Genomic DNA, 20469 nt, shown 5'->3' with positions numbered 1-20469 from the left:
TCCAACCGAAAAAGTCGACTCTGGTTGAGCGGCTGTCCTTTGGCCTATCTCGCAACAATTGGCTTGGTCAGTCTCTTATATGTCTCGAACAGGCTTGCTCTTAAGAGATAAAACGGCCCTAGTAGCGGACCCGCATGCTAGGTGTTGTGAGAATGGTCCCGGGTAACCGGGCCCCTATCTCGTATTTCGATCGCATTGTTCAGTGGCATAAGGATCATGGGTTGCATATGGATCAGAGGTGGACGGTTTTCGCGTTGGCATAATTGTTGACAGCAACGAAGCAATGCCCTGAAAGAATGAGTTGCGAGTTCTTTCGCTCTTCACGGGCTTCGCATGGAGCCTTGCCAGCGGTGCACGACCTTCGAGGACGCGCTCCAAGTCTTCGGAGAACATTTCCATGTTGGCATATCGACGGTCAACTTGTTTGTCTATCGCTTTCATTATTACGAAACTCAAATCCTCAGAAACACTCGGGTTGATTGCACTTGGCCGGACGGGTTGTTGCGTTGATACGTTCCGAACAACTTCCAACGCATTGCTACCTGAAACTGGCGCTTTGCCAGTTACGACGTGGTACAAAGTCGCTCCGAGCCCGTACACGTCTGTGGGTGGCCCAATATTGTCTACTCGACCCTCTGCCTGTTCTGGAGACATGAATTGTGGGCTTCCCATTACTGAGCCGTGACGTGTCATACCATCCAACATGGGCGAGAGCTCGCCAGAAAACCTTCGCGATTCAACTGAACGCTTGACAAAGGTATGCACCTCGTCGAGATTGAACGATTCGGAAGTCAGCCCTGAACGCTTTGCACATCTCATCGCCAGCGTCTCGACGAGATCGTCGTTGTCTTCCGCGGGTAGCAACTTTGTGTTTTCGTTCGCCATCCGAAGTAAATGTTCATCGAGTTCCGAAACTTGAAACGTGCAGCGCAATTGACTGACTGCTGAAATTGGTGCCGAGAACTTTACAAGGCCAAAATCGGAGACTCGTGGTGAGCCGTCCGACGCGATCAGAATGTTGGCGGGTTTTAAGTCCCGGTGAAGAATGCACCTTCGGTGTGCATGAAACAGCGCGTCGGCGACATTCTTGATGGTTTCTACACGCCAACTCATGTCAAGTGACGGTGACCTAGCCATGTAATCGCTGAGGCAGCCGTTCTCCGCGTAGTCCATCGCAATAAAGGGACAGCCGGAGACGACGCCAACATCGCGAATCTTGATAATGTAAGGGTGGTTCAAGCAAGCGTAGGCTTCGGCCTCAATGCGAAATCGGGCCAGCTCTTCAATCTTCGCGTCGCGGCCGACCAGTAGCATTTTGATTGCGTACTTGTAATCGTTGTCGTCGCGTGTGGCCAAATATACAACACCCATCCCACCGGCACCCAATTGGGATTTCAGTTGATATCTGGGAACTTTGGGAAGCACTGGCATCAAGAAGTCTCCATCGGCAGCAGAAAGGATCCATGTAGGTCGTAGGCTTGGGGTGGGAGCCATTTGAATAGAATCTGGCGGCTCGGACCCGTGATCTGGTGGTCTCGTTAACTGCCACTGTCACATTCGTGCCACCCCAAGACCAAAGGATACTCATACCACGAAGATTCTCGCTTCAGACCTCGGCTAGTTCAATACCATGTCCTGCTTCTTCGATACAAAAACCCGCAAAGCTGAGTTCCTCAGCGCTGCAGCCCAGCGGCGTTACCTCTCCACTGTCTTTAAAACACACAAAATCGACCTAGCCGTCATGGAAGCTTGCGGACCCTCCGGCTAGATCCACGATCTTGCCATCAGTCATCGTCTCGAGACGCTCGTCTGCTCGACCAACGAAGATGCATGCAGTGTTGGTCCTGTTGCTTCGCAGGGGCCAACGTCAAACGCCAGACCGACAAAGACGATGCGCTCAAGCTAGCTCGCATGGATAGCATATACAAAATCAAAGCAGTCCTTATGCCCTCACAATCGCAACGAGAGTTTCGCTCATTGGTAATCTATCGTAAGACGCTCGACTACCGCATCAACCAGATTAAGAACACCATTCGTGCTTGGTTCGTTAGCCATGGCATCTCGATCGACCGAGGCGAGAAAGCTTGGCATGCAATACGTACGCGCATCAACTCCTTTTGCAAGCCGTTTGTGGAGTGTGGATCAACAGAGCTCTGGAAATGTGAACTCGATATTGGGCTGACACAACTCGATGCGATCACCGCTCAGCTTGAACTTGTACCGTTTGAACCGCAAATGACCTCTACTGTTTCAAGCGTCCTTTGACCTGCGGAACCAAATGGTCCTTCGGTATACGTCGTTTGCCAATGATGATCGTCTATAGCTCTTCTGCTTCCTACGATTCATCGAATGGATCGGGCTCTATTATTCCTAGTGGACGGATACCATTTAAGCTCGCTTTGACTATTGCTGAAATCGCACTGCGAGTTGCAATTGCAAGCTCTTGGTCCTTACCGGTAGGTGTAGAGCTCGACAAGTAGCCGCCTTGGTCGCTCACAAAATCTAATTCACATTCCAGCTCTCGCAGCGTCATCACCCGATTGTCAACGTCCGCGAATCTATCGCTGCAACATATCCTCCCCTCAGCGTTGACTTTCACGAACAGCTTGGGAGCAGGGTACTCAGCTAGTTTCGAAAGCGAGTTGCTAGAAGCATCAAGAACTTCGATGACTTTATGAAAATCCAGTTGCTTCGCATAATCGATCGGACGCATTCCGGAATTATCCACCAAGTCGATCGAGGCTCCATACGTGCGAAGGAGTCGCACGCAAAGAGCGGACTTCCGTTCAATGGTTGCCAATCTGCGTGTCCGCCGTATGTCCAAATCGGAGTCGTTGCCGCCGCCGCTTACTCGAAGCACAAAGCCTAGTTTCTCGACAGCGTGAATACCGGTCGCTAAGTGCGCCGGAGAATGACCATGCTGCGTGGGCATATTGAGGACTTCGGCGGCGGTGCCAGATCGCAATAGATCTGACACCATCACAGGAAACACGTCCATGCAGGCATAGTGTAGGCCCGTAAATCCCTTTTCATCGGGTAAGCCCGGAACTAGATTCTGTTTGATAAGCTTGCGAAGAGACGCGTAATCGCTTGCCGCTATGATTTTTCGCAATTGGATTTCATTAGTCATGGCACGAAAATGTAGGGCTCAACATGGCAAGTCGGCACTTGATAGGCTCGCAGGCCAAGCACCGGAAGTGTTTCAGTTGCCGATGAATCTAAGTGTCGAGAATTCACTTACTCCATATTACAGACTAGTTATGGCAGGTGCGGCAATTATCTCAAAAACGAAGTATGACAGATACCTCTTTAAGCGACGAAGCACGTCGAAGTAGCCGGTGTGCAATAACGCGGAATATTGTGTCCAGTGCAACGTCGCGGGGAAAGCCCCCCGTGCCGGTACCTAGCAACGGGAAAGCAATGGATTCTATCGACAACGTCTCGGCTTCGTAGAAGCAACTGTCGACAATCTCTGCGATCACGTCGCGGGTTGGCAAACGCCAGCGATTGTGCTCAATGCCTATAGTTACACCGTGAAAGATGAAACGTGACGGGAGCTTGCCGGCAGAAGTCACGACCACACGCCCAGCGCGAACTGGAGCAAATCGTTGGGCCTCAACTCGCATTGCGTCACCCGCGCTTCGCAATAAGACCGCAGACACTCCTCCGCCCATGCTGAGCTTAGCATCGTCGGAGCTGACTACTGCATCAACATTTTGTTCGCTTATATCACCGTGCAAAATTTTCAGACGTCGGCGATTTGGAAAGTCGAAGATGATTGGCGGATCCGATGGAGTTCCTTTGCCAGAGATAAGTTGTTCGCGATGAATGTTGTAAACACCTACGTAATTCATAAGCGCATCGTCAGCAGTATAGTTCCACGGTTCAACTGACGAAGATGATTGCAGTACAGCAAGTATGTCCGCGAAACCTGAGAAGCGATCGGAAGGATTCTTCGCCAAACATCGTTCAATGCAATCATTAATAGCGGAGGGAATAGATGGGTTTCGCGACCTTGGTGGAATCAATGGTTCCGTCTTGTGCTGCAGGACCACTGCCCAGGGTGTACTTCCATCAAAAGGGGGCTGACGCGTAGACACCTGATAGAATGTCGCGCCAAAGCTGTATACATCAGCACGCGTATCTACCTTGCGAGGGTCTTCAGCTTGCTCGGGGGCCATATAGAGCGGAGTCCCAAGAATCATTCCTGTTGATGATAACTGGTCCAATGCAGGTGATGTCGCGAGTCCAAAATCCATGACCATAGCCCGATTCTGGCGGTCGATAATGATATTGGACGGTTTCAGATCCCGATGAATCACTCGCTGGCATTCCGCAGCAACCATCCCAAGACAAACATCGCACATCCATTGCAAAAGAACTTCGTGATTGGGAACGAACGTCGGGTCGTGCAGGATCTTCGCTAGGTCGCTCCCCTCTATCCAATCCATTACTAGAACTCCACGATCCTCGGTAATCGCTTCGAAGTCGTAAACGGAAACAACATGCGGCGATCGAATCTTGGCAAGAGTAATAGCTTCTCTGCGAAGAAGTTCGACATCAATGCCCGGACGACTCACTTTGAGTGCAACGTTTCGCTGCAAGGTCTTATCGCGACCGCGAAACACAATGCCCATTCCGCCGTGAGCGACCGATTGCACATTTTCGTAGCGACGCGCAATCCTTGCTCGCTCTTCGTCTGTGAGATGGTAGGTAGATTCATTCATTATTAAAAGGGGGAGCGTGTTGAGCGAAACTTCAAAGCCGCTGGTGCTTCTATTGCCTATCGTATGTAATTCCTGAGTTGTCGAAATGGCGGCATGTATGATGTTGGCTTGGCCAGGAAAGCGATGTAGATAGTCTTGCTCCGAGACCAACTCTCCGGCCGATTGGCGCAACTCATATTCTAGGCGAATCAACTGGTAGAGAAGTCCCTGGTGTGCAGGGCTTTCACTACCGTCTAGAGCGTGCTCGATACTGATAGGCTGACCTATCCGCCATGCATGTTCGAATTGATCGCAGATTTGATCAATGATACTGTCCAATAGCTGTACTCCAGTTTCGGGCTAGCGAAGTCGACCTTTCAGCGGTTGCATCAGAAATGGCATCTTTCACGATTCCATTTAACGTTATGCGTTGAAAAGCGAGGTTTCTGCTTCATCTGACGTGCCTTCGCTAGCTAGATTGTACGGATTTGGTGAGCACTTGTATGGTAGGCTGGACTTTGGTTTAGTAGCGCCAACTGAAGAGCGTTACTGTTCCGGTGGACGTCGTCACGCAAAACGTAATTTCATCGATCACGCCTTTGGACTGGGGGCCTCTGGTGCCGACTCGGTCAACGCAACTGGGCCACGAGTCGCGTAGTCCTGGCCATGCAAGGTGCTCATCAAATAGGGATTGGGAGTGATTCCGACTCTAGGTAAGTCCATTCGGTCTGCGTCCCAGCAGGTGCCAATAGTCAAGTCAGTCGAAACCAAGCCGTCGTTATGATACCGGCACGCATCCAGAAGCGTCTCTAACTGCGACGGAGTTATCTCGAAGGCCGTGCCGTGGATTCGTTGAATAAGCTCAGCGGCCCGTCGGCCATGATGAGGGTCGTAGTTTTCGTTCCAGCGTTCCACATCATGAAAAACAGCGAACAATTTTACAACTGTTTCGTCAGCACCATTTAGTCGACAAAGCTGCATCCCGTGAAGTTCTACCTTCCGCCAATGTTTGGGGCCGTGGAGTGATTTGTCGCCAAGAGAAAAGTGTGCCATCATTTCTTTCCATAGCCCAGGAAAATCGATTCGCATTTGTTGGTCCAATTTAGAAAAGCTCAATTCGGAACACTACAGAGGAAGTGATGCAACCGCTACATTAAGGGCGTCAGTCCCCAACGTCAATTTGTCAGTCGACAGCCGAGCGAACATCTAGTTCAGTTTACTGTATCTGCGGATTTCTGGATCCGTGTGGTGCGAAAAGTTGTTTTCGATGGGTCTGACACGCACAACCGAAGTGGTGATAAACTAGAAAGCTGAAGTCTCCCCAATCAAGTCGTAACATATTTGTGAGAGAGGGATATATTGTGCTTTCGCTGCCGTTGAAGACTACGGGCTAGCAAAGGTAATGTGTGGGAGCAGTTTGCTCAATGACTCTGTGACGTGGAATTCAACTATGTACAAGTGCTACGCTCTGTTGATGTTGTTCGCCGGTTATCTTTTCATGGGCTCAATCCAATTGGCTGCTCAGGAACTTGACGAGGCGATGAAGGCCAAGATCGCCGAACGCGACGAATTCGGGGATAAAGCGAAGGAAAGCCTTGAAGCGGGGCGTTTGGACGAAGCTACTCAACTTTTCGAGCAGGTCTATACCCTAGAAGAATCCATCTTTGGGCCTGCCCACGAGGAACTGCTAGGAACATTGAGCTTTCTTTCCCGCGTGGCGGAACTGCGGCAGGATTATCAGGCGACTATTGGATATTGCCAACGCCAGCATCAAGTGACAGAGCAGCTTTACGGCAAAACCGATTATCGAACTCAAGACGCAGTTCGTGCAGTTGTCTATGCTCAGCAGAATGCCATGCGTACTCCAGCGGATAGAGCTCGTCTGCGGCAAGCTTTGGAACTTGAGTCAGAGGGATATAATCGCTTCGCCGCAGGTGATTACGGGCGAGCCGAGCCCCTGCTTAGACAGTCTTTGGAGATTAACAAAGCCGTGCTAGGCGAGCAGCATCCGGACTACGCCACAAGCTTGGCCATTCTAGCGGGATTCTATCATGTCAAGGGTGATTACGTACGCGTCGAGCCGCTTCACAAGCAGGCCTTGGAGATCAGAAAAGCCGTGCTTGGCGAGAAGCACCCCGACTACGCCACAAGTCTAGAGAAGCTAGCGATACTTTACTACGACCTATGCGATTTCTCGCGAGCCGAGCCTCACTTCAAAAAGCTCCTGGAAATCAGACGATTTACATATGGCGAGCAGCATCCCAATCACGCTACAAGCCTGAGCCATTTAGCGATGCTCTACTGCGGAATGGGAGATTACGCGCGAGCCGAGCCGCTCTACAAACAGGCCCTTGAGATCTACAAAGAAGGGCTTGGCGAGCAGCACCAGGCCTCCACCATAAGCCTGAGCTGTTTAGCGAGTGTCTACCGCAACATGGGTGATTACGCGCGAGCCGAGCCGCTCTATAAACAGGCGCTGGAAATCGAAGAAGCCGTGCGCGGTGAGCAAAATACAGACTATGCGGGTTACCTGCATGGTCTAGCGTCGCTCTACCACGACATGGGTGATTATGCAAAAGCCGAGCCGCTGCTTAGGCAAGCCCTGGAGATTCAAAAAGCCGTGCTTGGCGAGCAGCACCCGTTCTACGCCGCAAGCCTTAACGAACTAGCGACGCTCTACGCCGACATGGGAGATTACGCGCGAGCCGAGCCGCTCTATAAACAGGCGCTGGAAATCGAAGAAGCCGTGTTTGGCGAACAGCACCCTCACTACGCCACAATCCTGAACAGTCTAGCGTCGCTTTACCACAACCTGGGGGATTACACGCGAGCAGAGCCGCTATACGGGCGGGCTTACTTGGATTTTCCCCTCCAAAATTTTTTCGAGAGTGATTACGCGAGAGCCGAACCTCTATACTCGCGTGCACTAGAAATCACTATGCGGCACTTGGACGAGACGGCGAGTATCCTGACCGAGCAACAGCAGATCGCCATGAGCCAGTCAAAACGGTATCAACTCGACGGTTTTATAAGGTGTGCACTATCGATGAACCCTCAGCCTCCCTCGATCAAGCAGCACATGGTCGCTTGGAAGGGGGCCGTGCTGGTACGACTGCTTGCTTTACGGCAGGTGAGCGATGATCCGACTATCGCTGAGTCCTTCCAACAATTACAGCGCACAACACGGCAGTGGTCGGCTCTGATCCAAGCGGTACCGGGCCCCGACCAACTTGATGCCTGGAAAAAGCAAGTAGCGGAGCTGAGTGAAAAAAAGGAACAGCTTGATGCGGAACTCATGCGTAAGAGCGCCGCGTTTCGCCGAGCGCAGAAGAAGGCGTCGTTGGAGGATATCCGCCAAGCAATTCCACCCGCCACCGTGCTTATCGATTACTTGGAGTACGCAGGCAAGGGAGGCCGGTCACTAGTAGCTACTATTGTGAGCCACGATGTGGAGCCTGTGATGATCGACCTCGGATCTGCCGTAGAAGCTGGAGCATGGATACAACGCTGGAGATCTTCGCTAGGAGCCACCGACGAGGCCCGTCAGGCAGGCGAGCAACTACGTAAGCAGCTTTGGGAGCCCTTGCTGCCATGGATCGACACTGCGAACCTGGTCTTCGTCTCAACCGATGGCGTGTTAGGTCAGCTACCGTTTGCGGCACTTCCGGGTAAATCGCAAGGAAGTTATCTTATCGAAGACCACTCGATCGTCATGCTCCCTGTTCCGATCCTACTGCCAAAACTAATGGAGCGTGGGGCCCAGGAATCGAGACTCTTGGCAGCTTCGGCTGCGGGGAACTTGACTGGATTGTTGATGGGCGCCATTGACTATGATGCGGCCAGTGAAGTCGATGCGGAGCCTGCTTCGCCTACAAGTGTCCCTGCCCCGATATCTTTGGCAAGCCGAACAAGAGGCGGATTGAAGTGGGGCGCGTTGGCCGAGACAGGAACTGAGCTGGATACCATTGCAAAGTTGTTTCATGGTGATGTAGTTCAGCTTCGCGGACGCGGGGCAACTGAAACGGCATTTCGTAACATTGCACAGAAGTCGCAGTGGTTGCATTTAGCGACACATGGGTTCTTTGCGCCACCCGAGATGCTTAACGCTTTTTCTGCTGAAGCGTTAGCGAAATCAGAAAATGGATTGGGGCGATTGTCTGGCGAGAGGCAGCCTCGATTTATTGGCTACAGCCCCGGGCAACTTTCAGGTCTACTGTTTGCGGGAGCCAATCGTCCTGCAGCACAATCCAACGACGGGTTGCAATCTTCGGAAGCAAGCGATGATGGGATCATGACCGCTGACGAGATCGCTTACCTTCCTCTTGAGGGTGTAGAGTTGGCCGTGCTGTCCGCGTGCGAAACAGGGCTGGGAGAGACCGCAGGCGGCGAGGGCATTCTCGGCTTGCAGCGTGCTTTTCAGGTAGCCGGAGCTCGCAGTACAGTCACAAGTCTCTGGCAAGTCGACGACGCTGCTACAAGGGCGTTGATGGAGGAGTTCTACCGCAATCTCTTTGATCGCAAGCTCAGTACGCTCGAATCGCTGCGCCAGGCCCAGCTATGGCTGCTGAACAATCCAGACGTAATCCGCGGCCGCGACCTAACCACTCGGGGCGGCATTCGCGAGACGAAACCGATAGGCAATAACTCCCAACCAACAATCTCCAGCAATCGCAGTCTCCCCGCCTACTGGGCCGCCTTTCAACTAAGCGGTGACCCACGGTAGAACACTCCCTATATCGATTGTTCTGATGTTCGGCGCTGAAAAGCTTTTAATTATCTCGGTCGCTAAACGTCGATGTAATGTGTTCTGCTAAAGGGGCCTGGGCAACAGGGATCCGGACTCGATGACATGTTTCGTGTCAAGTGATGTTAGCCATAAAATTTTTTAGCGAATCGATCTAGGCGTGACTTATTGAAAGCTTTAGTCCCACGGGGGCCCGCCCGGATGGAAACTCAAATGCGGATTTCTTTCTCTCAAATATTCAACTGCCGCGGCAGTTGCTTTGACATCTAAAATTTGTATTAGCCTAAGATCCAACCATCGCAGACTAGTGATGGCGGCAAGATGTTCGATTGCATTCTCGATCACTATCGAGGTTCCAGTAAGATCCAAGCTGTGGAGCTTTTTGAGTTGTGCGAGTGGCGCAAGTCCGCTTGCTGTCACCAAGGTGTAACCCAGATGCAAACGGCCCAGGGATGGAATCCTGCCTATATGCACCACCCCGTCATCCGAAATTGGGCTCTGCTGAAGATCAAGGTCGTCCAGCAACCGACATTCGACTAAAGCGGCGAGGTCGTCGTCCCTAACTTGGCTAGAACCAATGATCGACGTGATGGGCCCAGGTTTGTCAGGTATCCAAAAACCTCGTTGTTTGAGGCTCGACGCGAGTTTCGTTTCGCAAGAAGACACGTTTGTTTCTTCGATAGTGCATTTTGCCCCAAACCATTTCCACCATTTACGCAGCATACGAGTCCCACGTTCTTGAATTAAGTGCTCGTTCAGCAATTTATATGAGTCGTGCTTCCGGCACGGTATCAATTCTGCTGGTATCCTTGTGTGATTTTGCTGTTTAAAACCAGCAACTTGATTGCGGATTAAAACCAGCCCTTGAAGGCAGGTAGTGAAGTAGACCTTTTTCACTCTGCAGCCCACGTATGGATTTTGTCTGCCAGTGACCTTGTGCGCTCTGGAACCAGAACGCCTGAATATTTGGCAGTCTCTATTTCAGATGCAACCAAATATGCATCCACATACGGCAGAAAGTCCGCTACATTCTCGGGACTTACGCCACTTGCCAACGCGATTGGATGTTTACCGGCACCGGATCGCAAGGACTTCGCTTTTTCAACCGATGGAGCATAGCCCGTGCCCGGGCCGCTAGATGTGATAACGTCCATCCAAGGCCGCGCCTTCTCGGCCGCGATAGGAAGTAGAGCATCAGGCACCTCACGCTGATATTTAAATGCAACTCCTCCGAAGTAAAGACCCTCCCATCCTCTTTTTACGCGTGCCATGCGAAACTGTTCCCCGGCAAGTTGCAAAGATGCTTGTTCATCTATACCCGCGTTATCAGACCAGATCCCGCCAATAGGCAAGTGAGAGATTAAATCAACGACTTCAGCAGGACTTGATCCTAGGAGGTTAATGCCGATCCAAATCGATTCGTATCGCCGATGAATCTCGGGGATGAACGCGAGAAGTTCCGGAGTTGACATGCCTTGATTGATCAGAAAAATCCCGTCTGCTTTGCATTCCACTGCCGTCTGGATACTGGCAAGAGCCACTTCCTTGGAAACAGGATGGATCACTGGCAGAAAGACGCGGGAACGATGAAACACTCGTTCTAGTTGGTTTTTTTGGGAAGAGTTCATAATGTAGAATTCAGCGACATATAAAATGGCATTCTTTCGATTCGGAAACTCGAGACGCCTAGAGCTTCATTGGATGACCTGGCCCTACTTGTATTCAATCGCATGCGCGGCGTCTTCGACACTTACCCATGCGAGTAATTGCCCTTCATTCAAATGGGTGTCAGAACATGCATCTTGATTATCATTTCACTTGGGACTTGCCAGCGGCTGGACTTCAAAGATAACGCCTTGCACGTCGGTCGTGTGGCTGGCCCGCAACTTGTCGCAAAGTTCTTTAAAGGGGGTTGGAGTTTTCGTTTCTCGAACAACACCACGGATATCGTTGCGGCTATTTGCGTACGCAAGCACGGAAAGATCACCTCCGTGGTATTTCCAGTTTCCTGCCATGTCGGGATGAGGCCATGGTGTTTCATCGAAAACGTTATGCCACCGGGAATAGGGGGGCAGCGGATCACGCGAGGTGAATAATACAAACGCTTGTTCGCCGGGGCCGTCGGTCAGCCCGAACGCCGCGTTTTCTTGCTCAGGAAAACGAAGACTGGAAATCGCAGCCGACTGGGGGTCTTTTGGATTCGCGGGATAGCACAGTTGCTTTCCACCGTCAGGGTTTAAAGCGATAAGGAAGCAGTAGACCGGTTGTAAAAACTCTGCAACGATCTGAACATCGTCATGTTCTCTAGGAGGCCGAAACTTCATAAGCGGGCCACTGAATTCGGCGTGGTCGGCGGAGTTGCCTATGTGGACGATTTCAAAACGCTCGATCAAATTCATTGTCTCCGCTGGCCCCTGCGTTGAACCAGCCGTGTTGTTGGTCGCGTTGCTCTTGGCCAGCGATAGTGAACTTGCTGTACTCGTTATTGTCGCAGGGCCGGCTTCTGAAACCGTATTCGCATGGCCGTCAGCACGCGAAGATGACTTGCCGCTTAATACAAAGTAGGCAGCGGGTGCAATTACGAACAGGCATATTGCAACTGCAGCAGTGATTAGATACGCCGGTCGCATCCGTTGCGAGGTCGCACTTTGGGAAGATGTTTGCGTTGCCTTGAAGTTCTCCAACGCCTCTGCCAGTTTGACCGCGTCATCAAATCGATGGTTTGGATCATGCGCCATCGCGCGGCGGCATATGTCTTTCAGCGGTTCAGGAAAATCAGTTGCTGCCAACGCTTCGCGGTTCCAGGCACCACTGCGGACGCTTTCGAGCAACTGTGACACGGTTGCAGCTTTGTATGGTGGTTCTCCAACTATCAAACGATACAGAATTGCGCCCAGAGCAAAAACATCGACACGGTGATCGGTCTTGGCGATGACACCAATCGCTTGTTCGGGAGACATGTAAGCGAGAGTGCCTGAGACTTCATCGGGCTGCGGAGCTTGGCTGGCCATGCCATGGCGAAGTTTACCCATACCGAAGTCGATGATCTTCGGTTCTCCTTGCTCATTGATGACGATGTTGTCTGGCTTTAAATCCCGATGGACCACGCCGCGAGCATGTGCATAGCTAATTGCGCGTGCGAGCTTGGCAACCAGGTCTATTACCTCTAATGTTTCGAATCGCTGCGACAGAGCAATCTGGCCCAAAGAACGACCGCGAATGAAATCGAGTACCATAAAGGGCCGGCCCTGATCGAAATCAAAATCACGGATACGAGCTATGTTGGGATGGTCGAGGTCGCATAAGATGTGAGCTTCGTCCTTCAGTGAATCTCGGGCGTGCTCCGGAAGGACCTCATGCATTAGCTTGATCGCAACTTCGACGGGCAAAGTTGGGTGAACACCTCGCAGCACATCAGCCTGACCGCCACGCCCAAGCGTTCCTAAAATCGTATAGCGCCCAACTGATTTCCGCTGTTGATTGTTGGAACCGAAAGCAGGATCGCCGATAACCGTTGATCGCAAATTACGCAAATTGTATGAACCAAACTGTTCCGTGAGCCATTGGTCACTAGCATGGCCTTCCTGTGCAGTCGAGAATGCGGCAAGGACGATGGATGCGTGGCCGGGGAATCGCTGCAGATATTCTTGCTCGGTGACAATCTCTCCGGCCGTCATTCGTAAGTCCCGCTCAAGGCATATCAGTTGCTGGAGCACGCCCCCGTACGTGCCGGTTTTTATTCCTACCAGGGCTTTCTCAATAGTCACTGGCTGGCCTGTACGCCAAGCTTGCTCAAAGTGGTCACATACTTGATCGACGATACTATCCATGAGCTGAGTTCCTGTGATTTGATACCAGCCGCAATTTAATCATTTCCGCATCGCGCGAGACGGAGGTCGTTCGAGCCTGGACGGGTACGGGCCGCGGGTAAACTGGAGTTCTTTCTTGAAAAATCCGAGTCGCCTACAACTCCAACATGTCTGATAGGCCTCCAATATTGTTAACATCTTATCCCAAAGTTCTATGAGACACCACTTTCTGTCACTGCAAACCTTTACTCATTTTTGATAAAGTTATACAGAGGTAAATTGTCTTTATCCATTAACGGCAACGCGTCCAAGCGAGCAAGAACATGTCCGAAAACGAGATCACTCAATGGATTGCCAGATTGGGCGGCGGGGACAACGAAGCCGCTGAGGCGATCTGGAATGAGTATGCACAAAAACTCATGAGGTTTGCTCAAAAGCGACTGGCAGGAATGCCTCGTCGGACCATTGACGAAGAAGACGTAGCCCTTAGTGCGATGAACAGCTTTTTTGCAGGCGCTCGCCAGAGGCGTTTTCAACCTGAGGATCGCAATGAATTATGGAAGCTCTTGGCAACAATTACCGTTCGCAAGGCGACTTCGCATCTGCGCCGCCATTACGCTGTCAAGCGAGGTGGAGGTGGTGTACGAGGCGAATCCGTTTTTGTGGATGTTTCCAATCCTGCGGATGCTGTTGCTGGAATCAATCAGATTATCGATCATCGTAATATGACTGAAATGTCTGATCGGTTGATTCAAGCCTGCGAAGAAAACTTGGGTGCTTTGTCGGACGAAACGCTCCGGAAAGTGGCCATTCTTAGGCTTGAAGGGCACCAAATTGAGGATATCGCTGAAATGCTGCAGTGCAGTCAAGCTACAGTCAAACGCAAGCTCGCACGTATCCGCGACAAATGGTCTACAGCGATGGATGATTCCGTTCCTGGTTGATAGCAAATTGCGCCGCCACGGCTGACGCCAGCATAGTTTCATCTGGAGGAGCACGCGATGAAGTCGAGATCTTCGCAAGTATTTGTATGTGGTATTTTGTAGACTTAAAATCGCTCTTCAGCGAGTTGGGTAATAAAACAAAGCGATAAAAGGATATGTTGCGACCAACCAAAAGGAATCAACGACGTTCCGTCACGACCTTAAGGAGTAAAGTAGGTAAATGGCATTCCGGATCGAAACGGATTAAGTCAAAACGATCGTTCCTCCTGATATTTGCAAGACGCTTCCTTCGACGGTAGATTGTGTTGAGGTGTACTTACTGACGATCGTCGATTGGCGTGCCCGAGACGAAGTAAAGCGCTAGGTCGAACTTGAAATTGCGTTGTCAGTTCAGGCACAGAATAGAGGGTGCAAAAAATGGACCAAAATAAGACTTCCAATACGCATCCACGGTCGGTGCGATGGTGGGAAAGGACCGTTCCATGGCCTCGTATATTGATGGTCGTACTAGTAGCATTTGGGATTGCCGCAGCATGGGTGCATTTCGACTATGCTCGACGCGATACGTTGAATAGATATTCCGAAGCGGCAAATGGTACAGTCGCAGATGACGCAATATACTCTATTGAGTCGTTGTATTCACAGGGAAACATTGAGCATGAGGCAGGGATGTATGCTGATGCTCGTGTCCTCTATAACCAAGCGCTCACAATCCGAAGGGATACTTACGGCGAAACCCATGCCGGATGTGCTGCTACTTTGACCGCTATTGCGATAACATTCTTCGATGAAGGTGACTATGTAAAGGCTGGCGACATATCCGCTCAATCGCTTAGGATTTGGAGGCAGCTGCTTGACGATAAGAAGGATGAAGATTATTCCGACGTGAGCAAATTTCTGTCGAACAATTCGATGAATACGTGGCACCATGCTCGAAGCCAGAAAATCCATGGACAAATATTGTTTAGGCAAGAGAATTTCTTGGAGGCCCGTGAGTATTTTCAGAGAGCATTGCATATTCTTGAGAAAGCTGGGCAAAACCACGATTCTCTTTATAGCGGCACCCTGTACTTTTTAGCAGCGACATACTCAAGGCAAGGCGAGTATGCCACAGCGGAGCCACTACTCCAACGGGCATTGGAGATTCAGCAAAGCATTTACGGAAAGCACCATAAGCGTTGCAAATATATTGTGATGTCGATGATCCGCTTCTACTTGCATAGTGGAGATCTTGTTAAATCGGACTACTACTCACAATTAGCGCTAGATATCGATAGGCAGGCCTATGGACTGCGGAGTTTGAAATACGCGGCCTCCCTCTCTGACACTGCAGAACTATTTCGCTTCTATCGGATATCGGACGATCACGCTTTCGAATTACAGCAGGAAGCCTGCGAGATAGCAAAAGAAGTTCTTGGAGAGAAAGATTCGCTTTACAGACGCTATCTCCTAAGGCTGGAGCGTATTGCTGGGCGGCAAGGGGAATTCGATAGAGCCAAAGCAATAAACGAAGAAATTCTAAGGATCTATGATCGTAATTCCATGGAGTATGACTCGCTAGCAGCGGAAGCTCTTCTAGTCTTAGCAGATTCAATAAAAGACGACGGGCAATACGAAGCTCATTTGCTGAAGGTATTGGACTTACATCGAAAGTCAGACTCAATTAGTCAAGGACTTTGCGAGGTTTTGACACGGCTAAGTAGCTTTTTTGACAAGAGAGGTGATGAACAGCAAGCTTTGTCATACATGGAGCAAGCGGTTCAAGCTTCCGAGGATCTCAACGTTTCCTTAGGTGGCGCCTGGCCTGACCATGATGCGATTCTTTCAGATGCAGCAGAACTTTATCGTAAACTAGGTGACTACGCTAAGGCTGAATCTTATTTGCAGCAAGCAATCGCAGTTGAAGATCTAGGTGGACAAGATCACAAGAGTTACTTTTACAAGCAACTGGCGTTATTAAAGGCCGATACGGGCCGGTACTTGGAAGGACTGGACCTCGTCCGCTCCGCATTCCAAGGCGACTCTTTCGCTTTCAAAGCGTATTCGGACATTCGACCAGATCGGCAAATACTAGAGATGTCGGCCCAACAAAAGGGTACTTTGGACTGCTATCTAAGCCTTGCAAAATTAAGTGCATCAAACGCGCCGAACCTATACCCAGATGTGTTCAGCCAAAAAGGACAAGTATTTGTAATGCAGCAAGCGGTTCGTCGTATGCAGTTTAAAAGCATAACTGAACCTGAAAGTCCTGAAGCCGATGTTTATCGCCAGACAATGCTTCAAGCCAGCCTCGTCAGCCGCCTTGCCGAGCAAGCTGGATCATCTACTGTGGGCTTTTCGCAACGCAAGCCGCTGGAAGAAGCAGTGCGAAGACTGGAATCATTGCAGCAAAAGCTTTCGCGATTGAGCAGTGATTACCGACGCAGCCAGCTCTATGTAAAACGCGCACCCGATGATATTGCTGCGAGCCTACCAGTTGACTGTGCGCTAGTTGATCTCAGGGAATATGAACAGTATATACCGCTTGCGGAAACGCAACTGAAAGACGTTTCGATGCATGTACGTATATCGGACCATATTGATAACTTTGCCAAGCTACTGCAGTCTCCGGCAACGACCGTTTCTACTACACCTTCTGAGTTGCAAGAGGTATTTGAAGATAAAACGAGTCAAGGTTTACAACCGGTCGAAGTGGCTGTTCGGCGCGCTGTCCAAGGCTCGCAAATTGAGTATGCAGTACAATGGGGGGAGAAGCAAAATCGCCGTTGGCAAATGCGCCATGTGTCAAGTGATTCAGAGTTCAACAGAATCAACGCTCGCATGATTAAGGATGGACTTAGGCTGCACAATTATGCGACGGCCAGCATTGGTAACGAAACCATGCATGTCGCCATTTGGACCGAGCCATGGGAGCGAAACTTTGTAGCTTTTGTAATACATAAAAACCAACCTGTGCGTGCCGTGTGGCTGGGCCCAGCAAAGCCAATTGAGGCCGCGATCCGTGCATTCCGAGAGAACATTACCACACAGACGAGTGTCTCGGCGGGCGAGATGATTCGGAAGCTGCTTTGGCTGCCGATAGAATCTCACCTTTCGAATGCAACTACGGTTTTGATTTCGCCCGACGGGCAATTGAATCAAGTCCCTTGGGGTGCGTTGCCCGGAGGGGAGCCCGGAAAGTATCTTCTTGAGGAACGCGCTTTTGTCATGGTGCCAGTACCGCTGTTGCTAGGGGACCTTCTGGATAACCGCGAAACCCCTAGAAAAAATTCTAATCTACTGGTGATGGGTGGGGTGGATTATGACGCAGCCAAAAAGACTCACGAGCCAATTAACCGCCCATTGATCGCGAGTCAAATAGTGCCATCTGGTTTACAACGCGATGCTGCGGAAACACTTTATCGCCAGCAAGGAACAACGCGTTGGCTACCACTCAATGGAACACTTGCGGAAAAGAACATCATAGAAGCACAGCATGAAAAGCACTTTCCACTGGGAATTAGGTTTTCGCTGAGCGGAAACAATGCAACGGAAAATCAATTGTATGACCTGCTTCCGAGCTCAGACGTAGTGCACTTGGCCACGCATGGCTATTTCGCTCCGGAGAAATTTAAATGGACTTTAAAGCTGTCGATTGGAGCTGACTTGTCCACAGTTTGGGCAGTCGAAAGCAAACACCAGCCGCCTAATTCAGTCTCTACAAGAGCGTTGCAGGCGAACATCCTTGACCATGAGTTGGTAATTGATGCACTTAGGGAAGATGACATCCAATGCTTTCGCCGAGTCGTCGTCAATCCGGGAGCACGGTATCGACTAACGGGAACTGTCTCGACGAGTAACGTGAAGGTTGTTTCAAAAGACGGTTCTATAGGTGCATGCTTGTCGGTTGATGGCGTTGGCGTCAGCAACTCGGCCGTTGGAACGTCGTCATCGCAGAAACTGAGAATTGAGTTTGACTCCGGGGACCGAACGGAAATCTATCTTGGGCCACGACTAGGGTATGAAGGCAGTCATTGCGTCGGCACCGCACTATTTACCGATCTGGAATTGACCGAACTGTCGCCCCTTGCCCCCGAGAGATACCTGCCAGGAAACCTTTCTGGTTTAGTTTTGGCTGGTGCAAATCATCCAATCGACAATTCGGTAGAAGATGGAATTTTAACAGCGTCGGAAGTTGAGATGCTATCGCTAAAGCAGACACATCTTGTCGTCCTTTCGGCATGCGAAACGGGTCTTGGGAGATCTGCCAGTGGCGAAGGTGTTCTAGGACTTCAACGAGCTTTTCAACTAGCAGGTGCGGAATCGGTAGTTGCAAGCCTTTGGAAAGTTGATGATATTGCTACGCAGGTACTTATGAGCGAGTTTTACAAAAACCTTTGGGAGAGAGAGCTGTCCGTGGTGGAATCACTACGACAAGCTCAACTCAAAATGCTCCAAAGTTACGATTCTGACTCAGGACAGCTCCGCGGCAAAGTTGGGCAGTTGAAACCCGGATTGCCGACCGCGTCTTTGACTGCCGATGCTAACGTCGAGTCGAGCGGCACATGTTCTCCCTTTTTCTGGGCTGCTTTCGTGCTTTCTGGGGAATGGCGTTAGGACACCGAGAATCAAATTAGCTTGTGCCCGCGAATATCAAACGCCTGGTGCTTAGATGCAGTTCCCTGCGATTATCCTATGCAAGGCATTGCAACTTACCGTAAATAGTTGTTTGCCTAACGACTACTCGTGGTGCGCTTGATTGGCAAAATAATTCGGCCAAAAAGCGTAACTTCTGAATTTATCTGAAATAAATGGGCCGCAAGATGTCATTTCTCTCTGACAGAGTTGATGACAAGGGCTCTGCCCCTGATCAGCCGAACTGAAATGTTTTTCACCCCAGCTTTTAGGAACTAATGATGAGAACTCGAACCTCAGCGACCCTGAAATTGATTGCAGCAACTGTATTCATGCTGCCGACCCCAACATTGTTTGCCCAGGGCTGGCTCAGCCGGGCGACAGGCGGAGCTATACAGACTCCGGAAGCCATCCGAAAGATTGCGCCCAACGGAGTGCAGTTGCCAAGCGTAACAAGAACCCCTTCAACCTTGCCTTACGAGAATGGGCCAGGGAACTCAAGACCCGTGGCACCTGTTTCCAATTATCCGTCATCAAATCCACACTACACGCCCAATCCAAATTATCAGCAGGAACAGCAACGCATTGCCAACCAGAAACGTCAGCAGGAGCAGCAACGATTGCTACAGCAACAGCAAGATTGGCAACGGAGCCAACAAAAAATTCAACAGCAACAACAAATCATCGACGGTATAGGAGGAATTATCAATTCCTTGCTACAGTCACAGCCCCAGCATGGAGGTTCGATGCCACGCAGACAGGATGGCATGAACGGATATCCTCAGCAAAGGCAAAACTTCAATCAGCCAGTTTATCCACGACAACAGCAGTATAACCCTGGTTGGTAAATCAGCTGCTTCGAGTCGAACCCAACAGGCCCTCGCTCGCCGCGTGCCTGTTGGGCTGCTTTGCTCTTGATTCTCGCACTTATGCAGTCATTGAAGTTTAACCGAGACATCACGGTTTCCCTGAAGTGAATTTCGCTTGGCTAAGCTGGCAAGGTTTTCGCGAATTAGCGAAAAGTTGTTTTCGACGGTCTGACATGCACAACCGGAGAGGTGATAAACCGGAAAGCTCCAAAAGCAAGTCGTAACATTTTCGCGAGAGATTGATGCGTTGCGCTTTTGCCGGCGTGGAAGGCCATGGGCTAGCAACGGCAAATCTGTGGGAGTAGTTTACTCAATGACTCTATGACCTGGAAATCAACTATGCTCAAGTGCTATGCTCGGTTGATATTGGTTGCTGGGTATCTCGTCGGTTGCTCAAGCCAGTTGGCTGCCCGGGAGGCTGAAAACGCGACGAAGTTCAAATCGCCGAGCGCGACGGATTATGGATTCAGGCGATGGATGCTCCGTTCCTGGGGGACAGCAAGTAGCGCCGTCGATGTTTCACTCGGAGGAACCGCGCGAGCAAAGCGGATTTCTTCGTATTCATTTCGTCGTAATGTTTCGAGGACCTCCAATCGCCTTTAAGGGCGTTGGGTGATAAATCAAGCAAGGCTTTCATGCTGATAGTAGCAGGTCGCTTTCCTAGAGGATAAAATGTATAGGAATAAACTGGTTGGCAATTGTTGATTGGTACTTCCGTGGCGAAGTAAGGGACTAGGTAAAGCTTTTACTTTTGTCATCAGTGCCACCTAGAAATAAAGGGTG

General features: G+C 50.6%; 12 protein-coding genes. 5 read left to right on the top strand and 7 right to left on the bottom strand.

Annotation, left to right across the window (positions count from 1 at the left end):
- Window positions 1-174 precede the first annotated feature (174 nt).
- Window positions 175-1494, bottom strand: a complete 1320-nt coding sequence (locus SH302x_RS27265) for a serine/threonine protein kinase (RefSeq protein WP_479366295.1) — start codon at window positions 1492-1494, stop codon at window positions 175-177.
- 336 nt (window positions 1495-1830) lie between these two features.
- On the opposite strand from SH302x_RS27265, the gene SH302x_RS27260 reads away from it, so the two are divergent.
- Window positions 1831-2265 (top strand): hypothetical protein, encoded by a 435-nt coding sequence (locus SH302x_RS27260; RefSeq protein ID WP_479366294.1) that lies wholly within the window; start codon window positions 1831-1833, stop codon window positions 2263-2265.
- 70 nt (window positions 2266-2335) lie between these two features.
- Here SH302x_RS27260 and SH302x_RS27255 read toward each other — a convergent pair whose 3' ends face one another.
- The 3 genes from SH302x_RS27255 to SH302x_RS27245 all read right to left on the bottom strand — a co-directional run bounded on the left by SH302x_RS27255 (window position 2336) and on the right by SH302x_RS27245 (window position 5795).
- Window positions 2336-3130, bottom strand: a complete 795-nt coding sequence (locus SH302x_RS27255) for an ankyrin repeat domain-containing protein (protein ID WP_479366293.1) — start codon at window positions 3128-3130, stop codon at window positions 2336-2338.
- A gap of 151 nt (window positions 3131-3281) precedes the next feature.
- Complete coding sequence (locus SH302x_RS27250) at window positions 3282-5045, bottom strand: serine/threonine-protein kinase (RefSeq protein WP_479366291.1); 1764 nt, start codon at window positions 5043-5045, stop codon at window positions 3282-3284.
- Window positions 5046-5297: 252 nt separating this feature from the next.
- Window positions 5298-5795: an HD domain-containing protein gene (locus SH302x_RS27245; RefSeq protein ID WP_479366290.1), complete on the bottom strand. Its 498-nt coding sequence runs from the start codon at window positions 5793-5795 to the stop codon at window positions 5298-5300.
- 361 nt (window positions 5796-6156) lie between these two features.
- Here SH302x_RS27245 and SH302x_RS27240 point away from each other — a divergent pair, with 361 nt between their 5' ends.
- The gene (locus SH302x_RS27240; protein WP_479366289.1) at window positions 6157-9429 is read left to right on the top strand and encodes a CHAT domain-containing tetratricopeptide repeat protein; all 3273 of its coding nucleotides are present in this window, start codon (window positions 6157-6159) and stop codon (window positions 9427-9429) included.
- A 198-nt stretch (window positions 9430-9627) separates the two neighbouring features.
- Here SH302x_RS27240 and SH302x_RS27235 read toward each other — a convergent pair whose 3' ends face one another.
- The 3 genes from SH302x_RS27235 to SH302x_RS27225 form a co-directional block, all read right to left on the bottom strand.
- On the bottom strand, window positions 9628-10347 hold the full coding sequence (locus SH302x_RS27235) for a leucine-rich repeat domain-containing protein (protein ID WP_479366288.1): 720 nt from the start codon (window positions 10345-10347) through the stop codon (window positions 9628-9630).
- A complete protein-coding gene (locus SH302x_RS27230; protein WP_479366286.1) occupies window positions 10344-11078 on the bottom strand; it encodes a BtpA/SgcQ family protein in 735 nt (244 codons plus the stop codon). Before SH302x_RS27230 ends, SH302x_RS27235 begins: the two co-directional genes overlap by 4 nt.
- A gap of 186 nt (window positions 11079-11264) precedes the next feature.
- Window positions 11265-13280 carry a serine/threonine protein kinase gene (locus SH302x_RS27225; RefSeq protein WP_479366284.1) on the bottom strand — a complete coding sequence of 672 codons (2016 nt, stop codon included), beginning with the start codon at window positions 13278-13280 and terminating at the stop codon, window positions 11265-11267.
- A 302-nt stretch (window positions 13281-13582) separates the two neighbouring features.
- On the opposite strand from SH302x_RS27225, the gene SH302x_RS27220 reads away from it, so the two are divergent.
- The 3 genes from SH302x_RS27220 to SH302x_RS27210 all read left to right on the top strand — a co-directional run bounded on the left by SH302x_RS27220 (window position 13583) and on the right by SH302x_RS27210 (window position 19665).
- Entirely contained in the window at window positions 13583-14203 is a 621-nt protein-coding gene (locus SH302x_RS27220) for an ECF-type sigma factor (RefSeq protein WP_479366283.1), read from the top strand.
- 417 nt (window positions 14204-14620) lie between these two features.
- The gene (locus SH302x_RS27215) at window positions 14621-18799 is read left to right on the top strand and encodes a CHAT domain-containing tetratricopeptide repeat protein (protein ID WP_479366281.1); all 4179 of its coding nucleotides are present in this window, start codon (window positions 14621-14623) and stop codon (window positions 18797-18799) included.
- Between the two features lie 296 nt (window positions 18800-19095).
- On the top strand, window positions 19096-19665 hold the full coding sequence (locus tag SH302x_RS27210; protein ID WP_479366279.1) for a hypothetical protein: 570 nt from the start codon (window positions 19096-19098) through the stop codon (window positions 19663-19665).
- Window positions 19666-20469: the final 804 nt, after the last annotated feature.

It is taken from the genome of Njordella calcicola, assembly GCF_056494125.1.
Note: the sequence above shows the minus strand (reverse complement) of the source record. Positions and strands in the feature narration are given on the sequence as shown.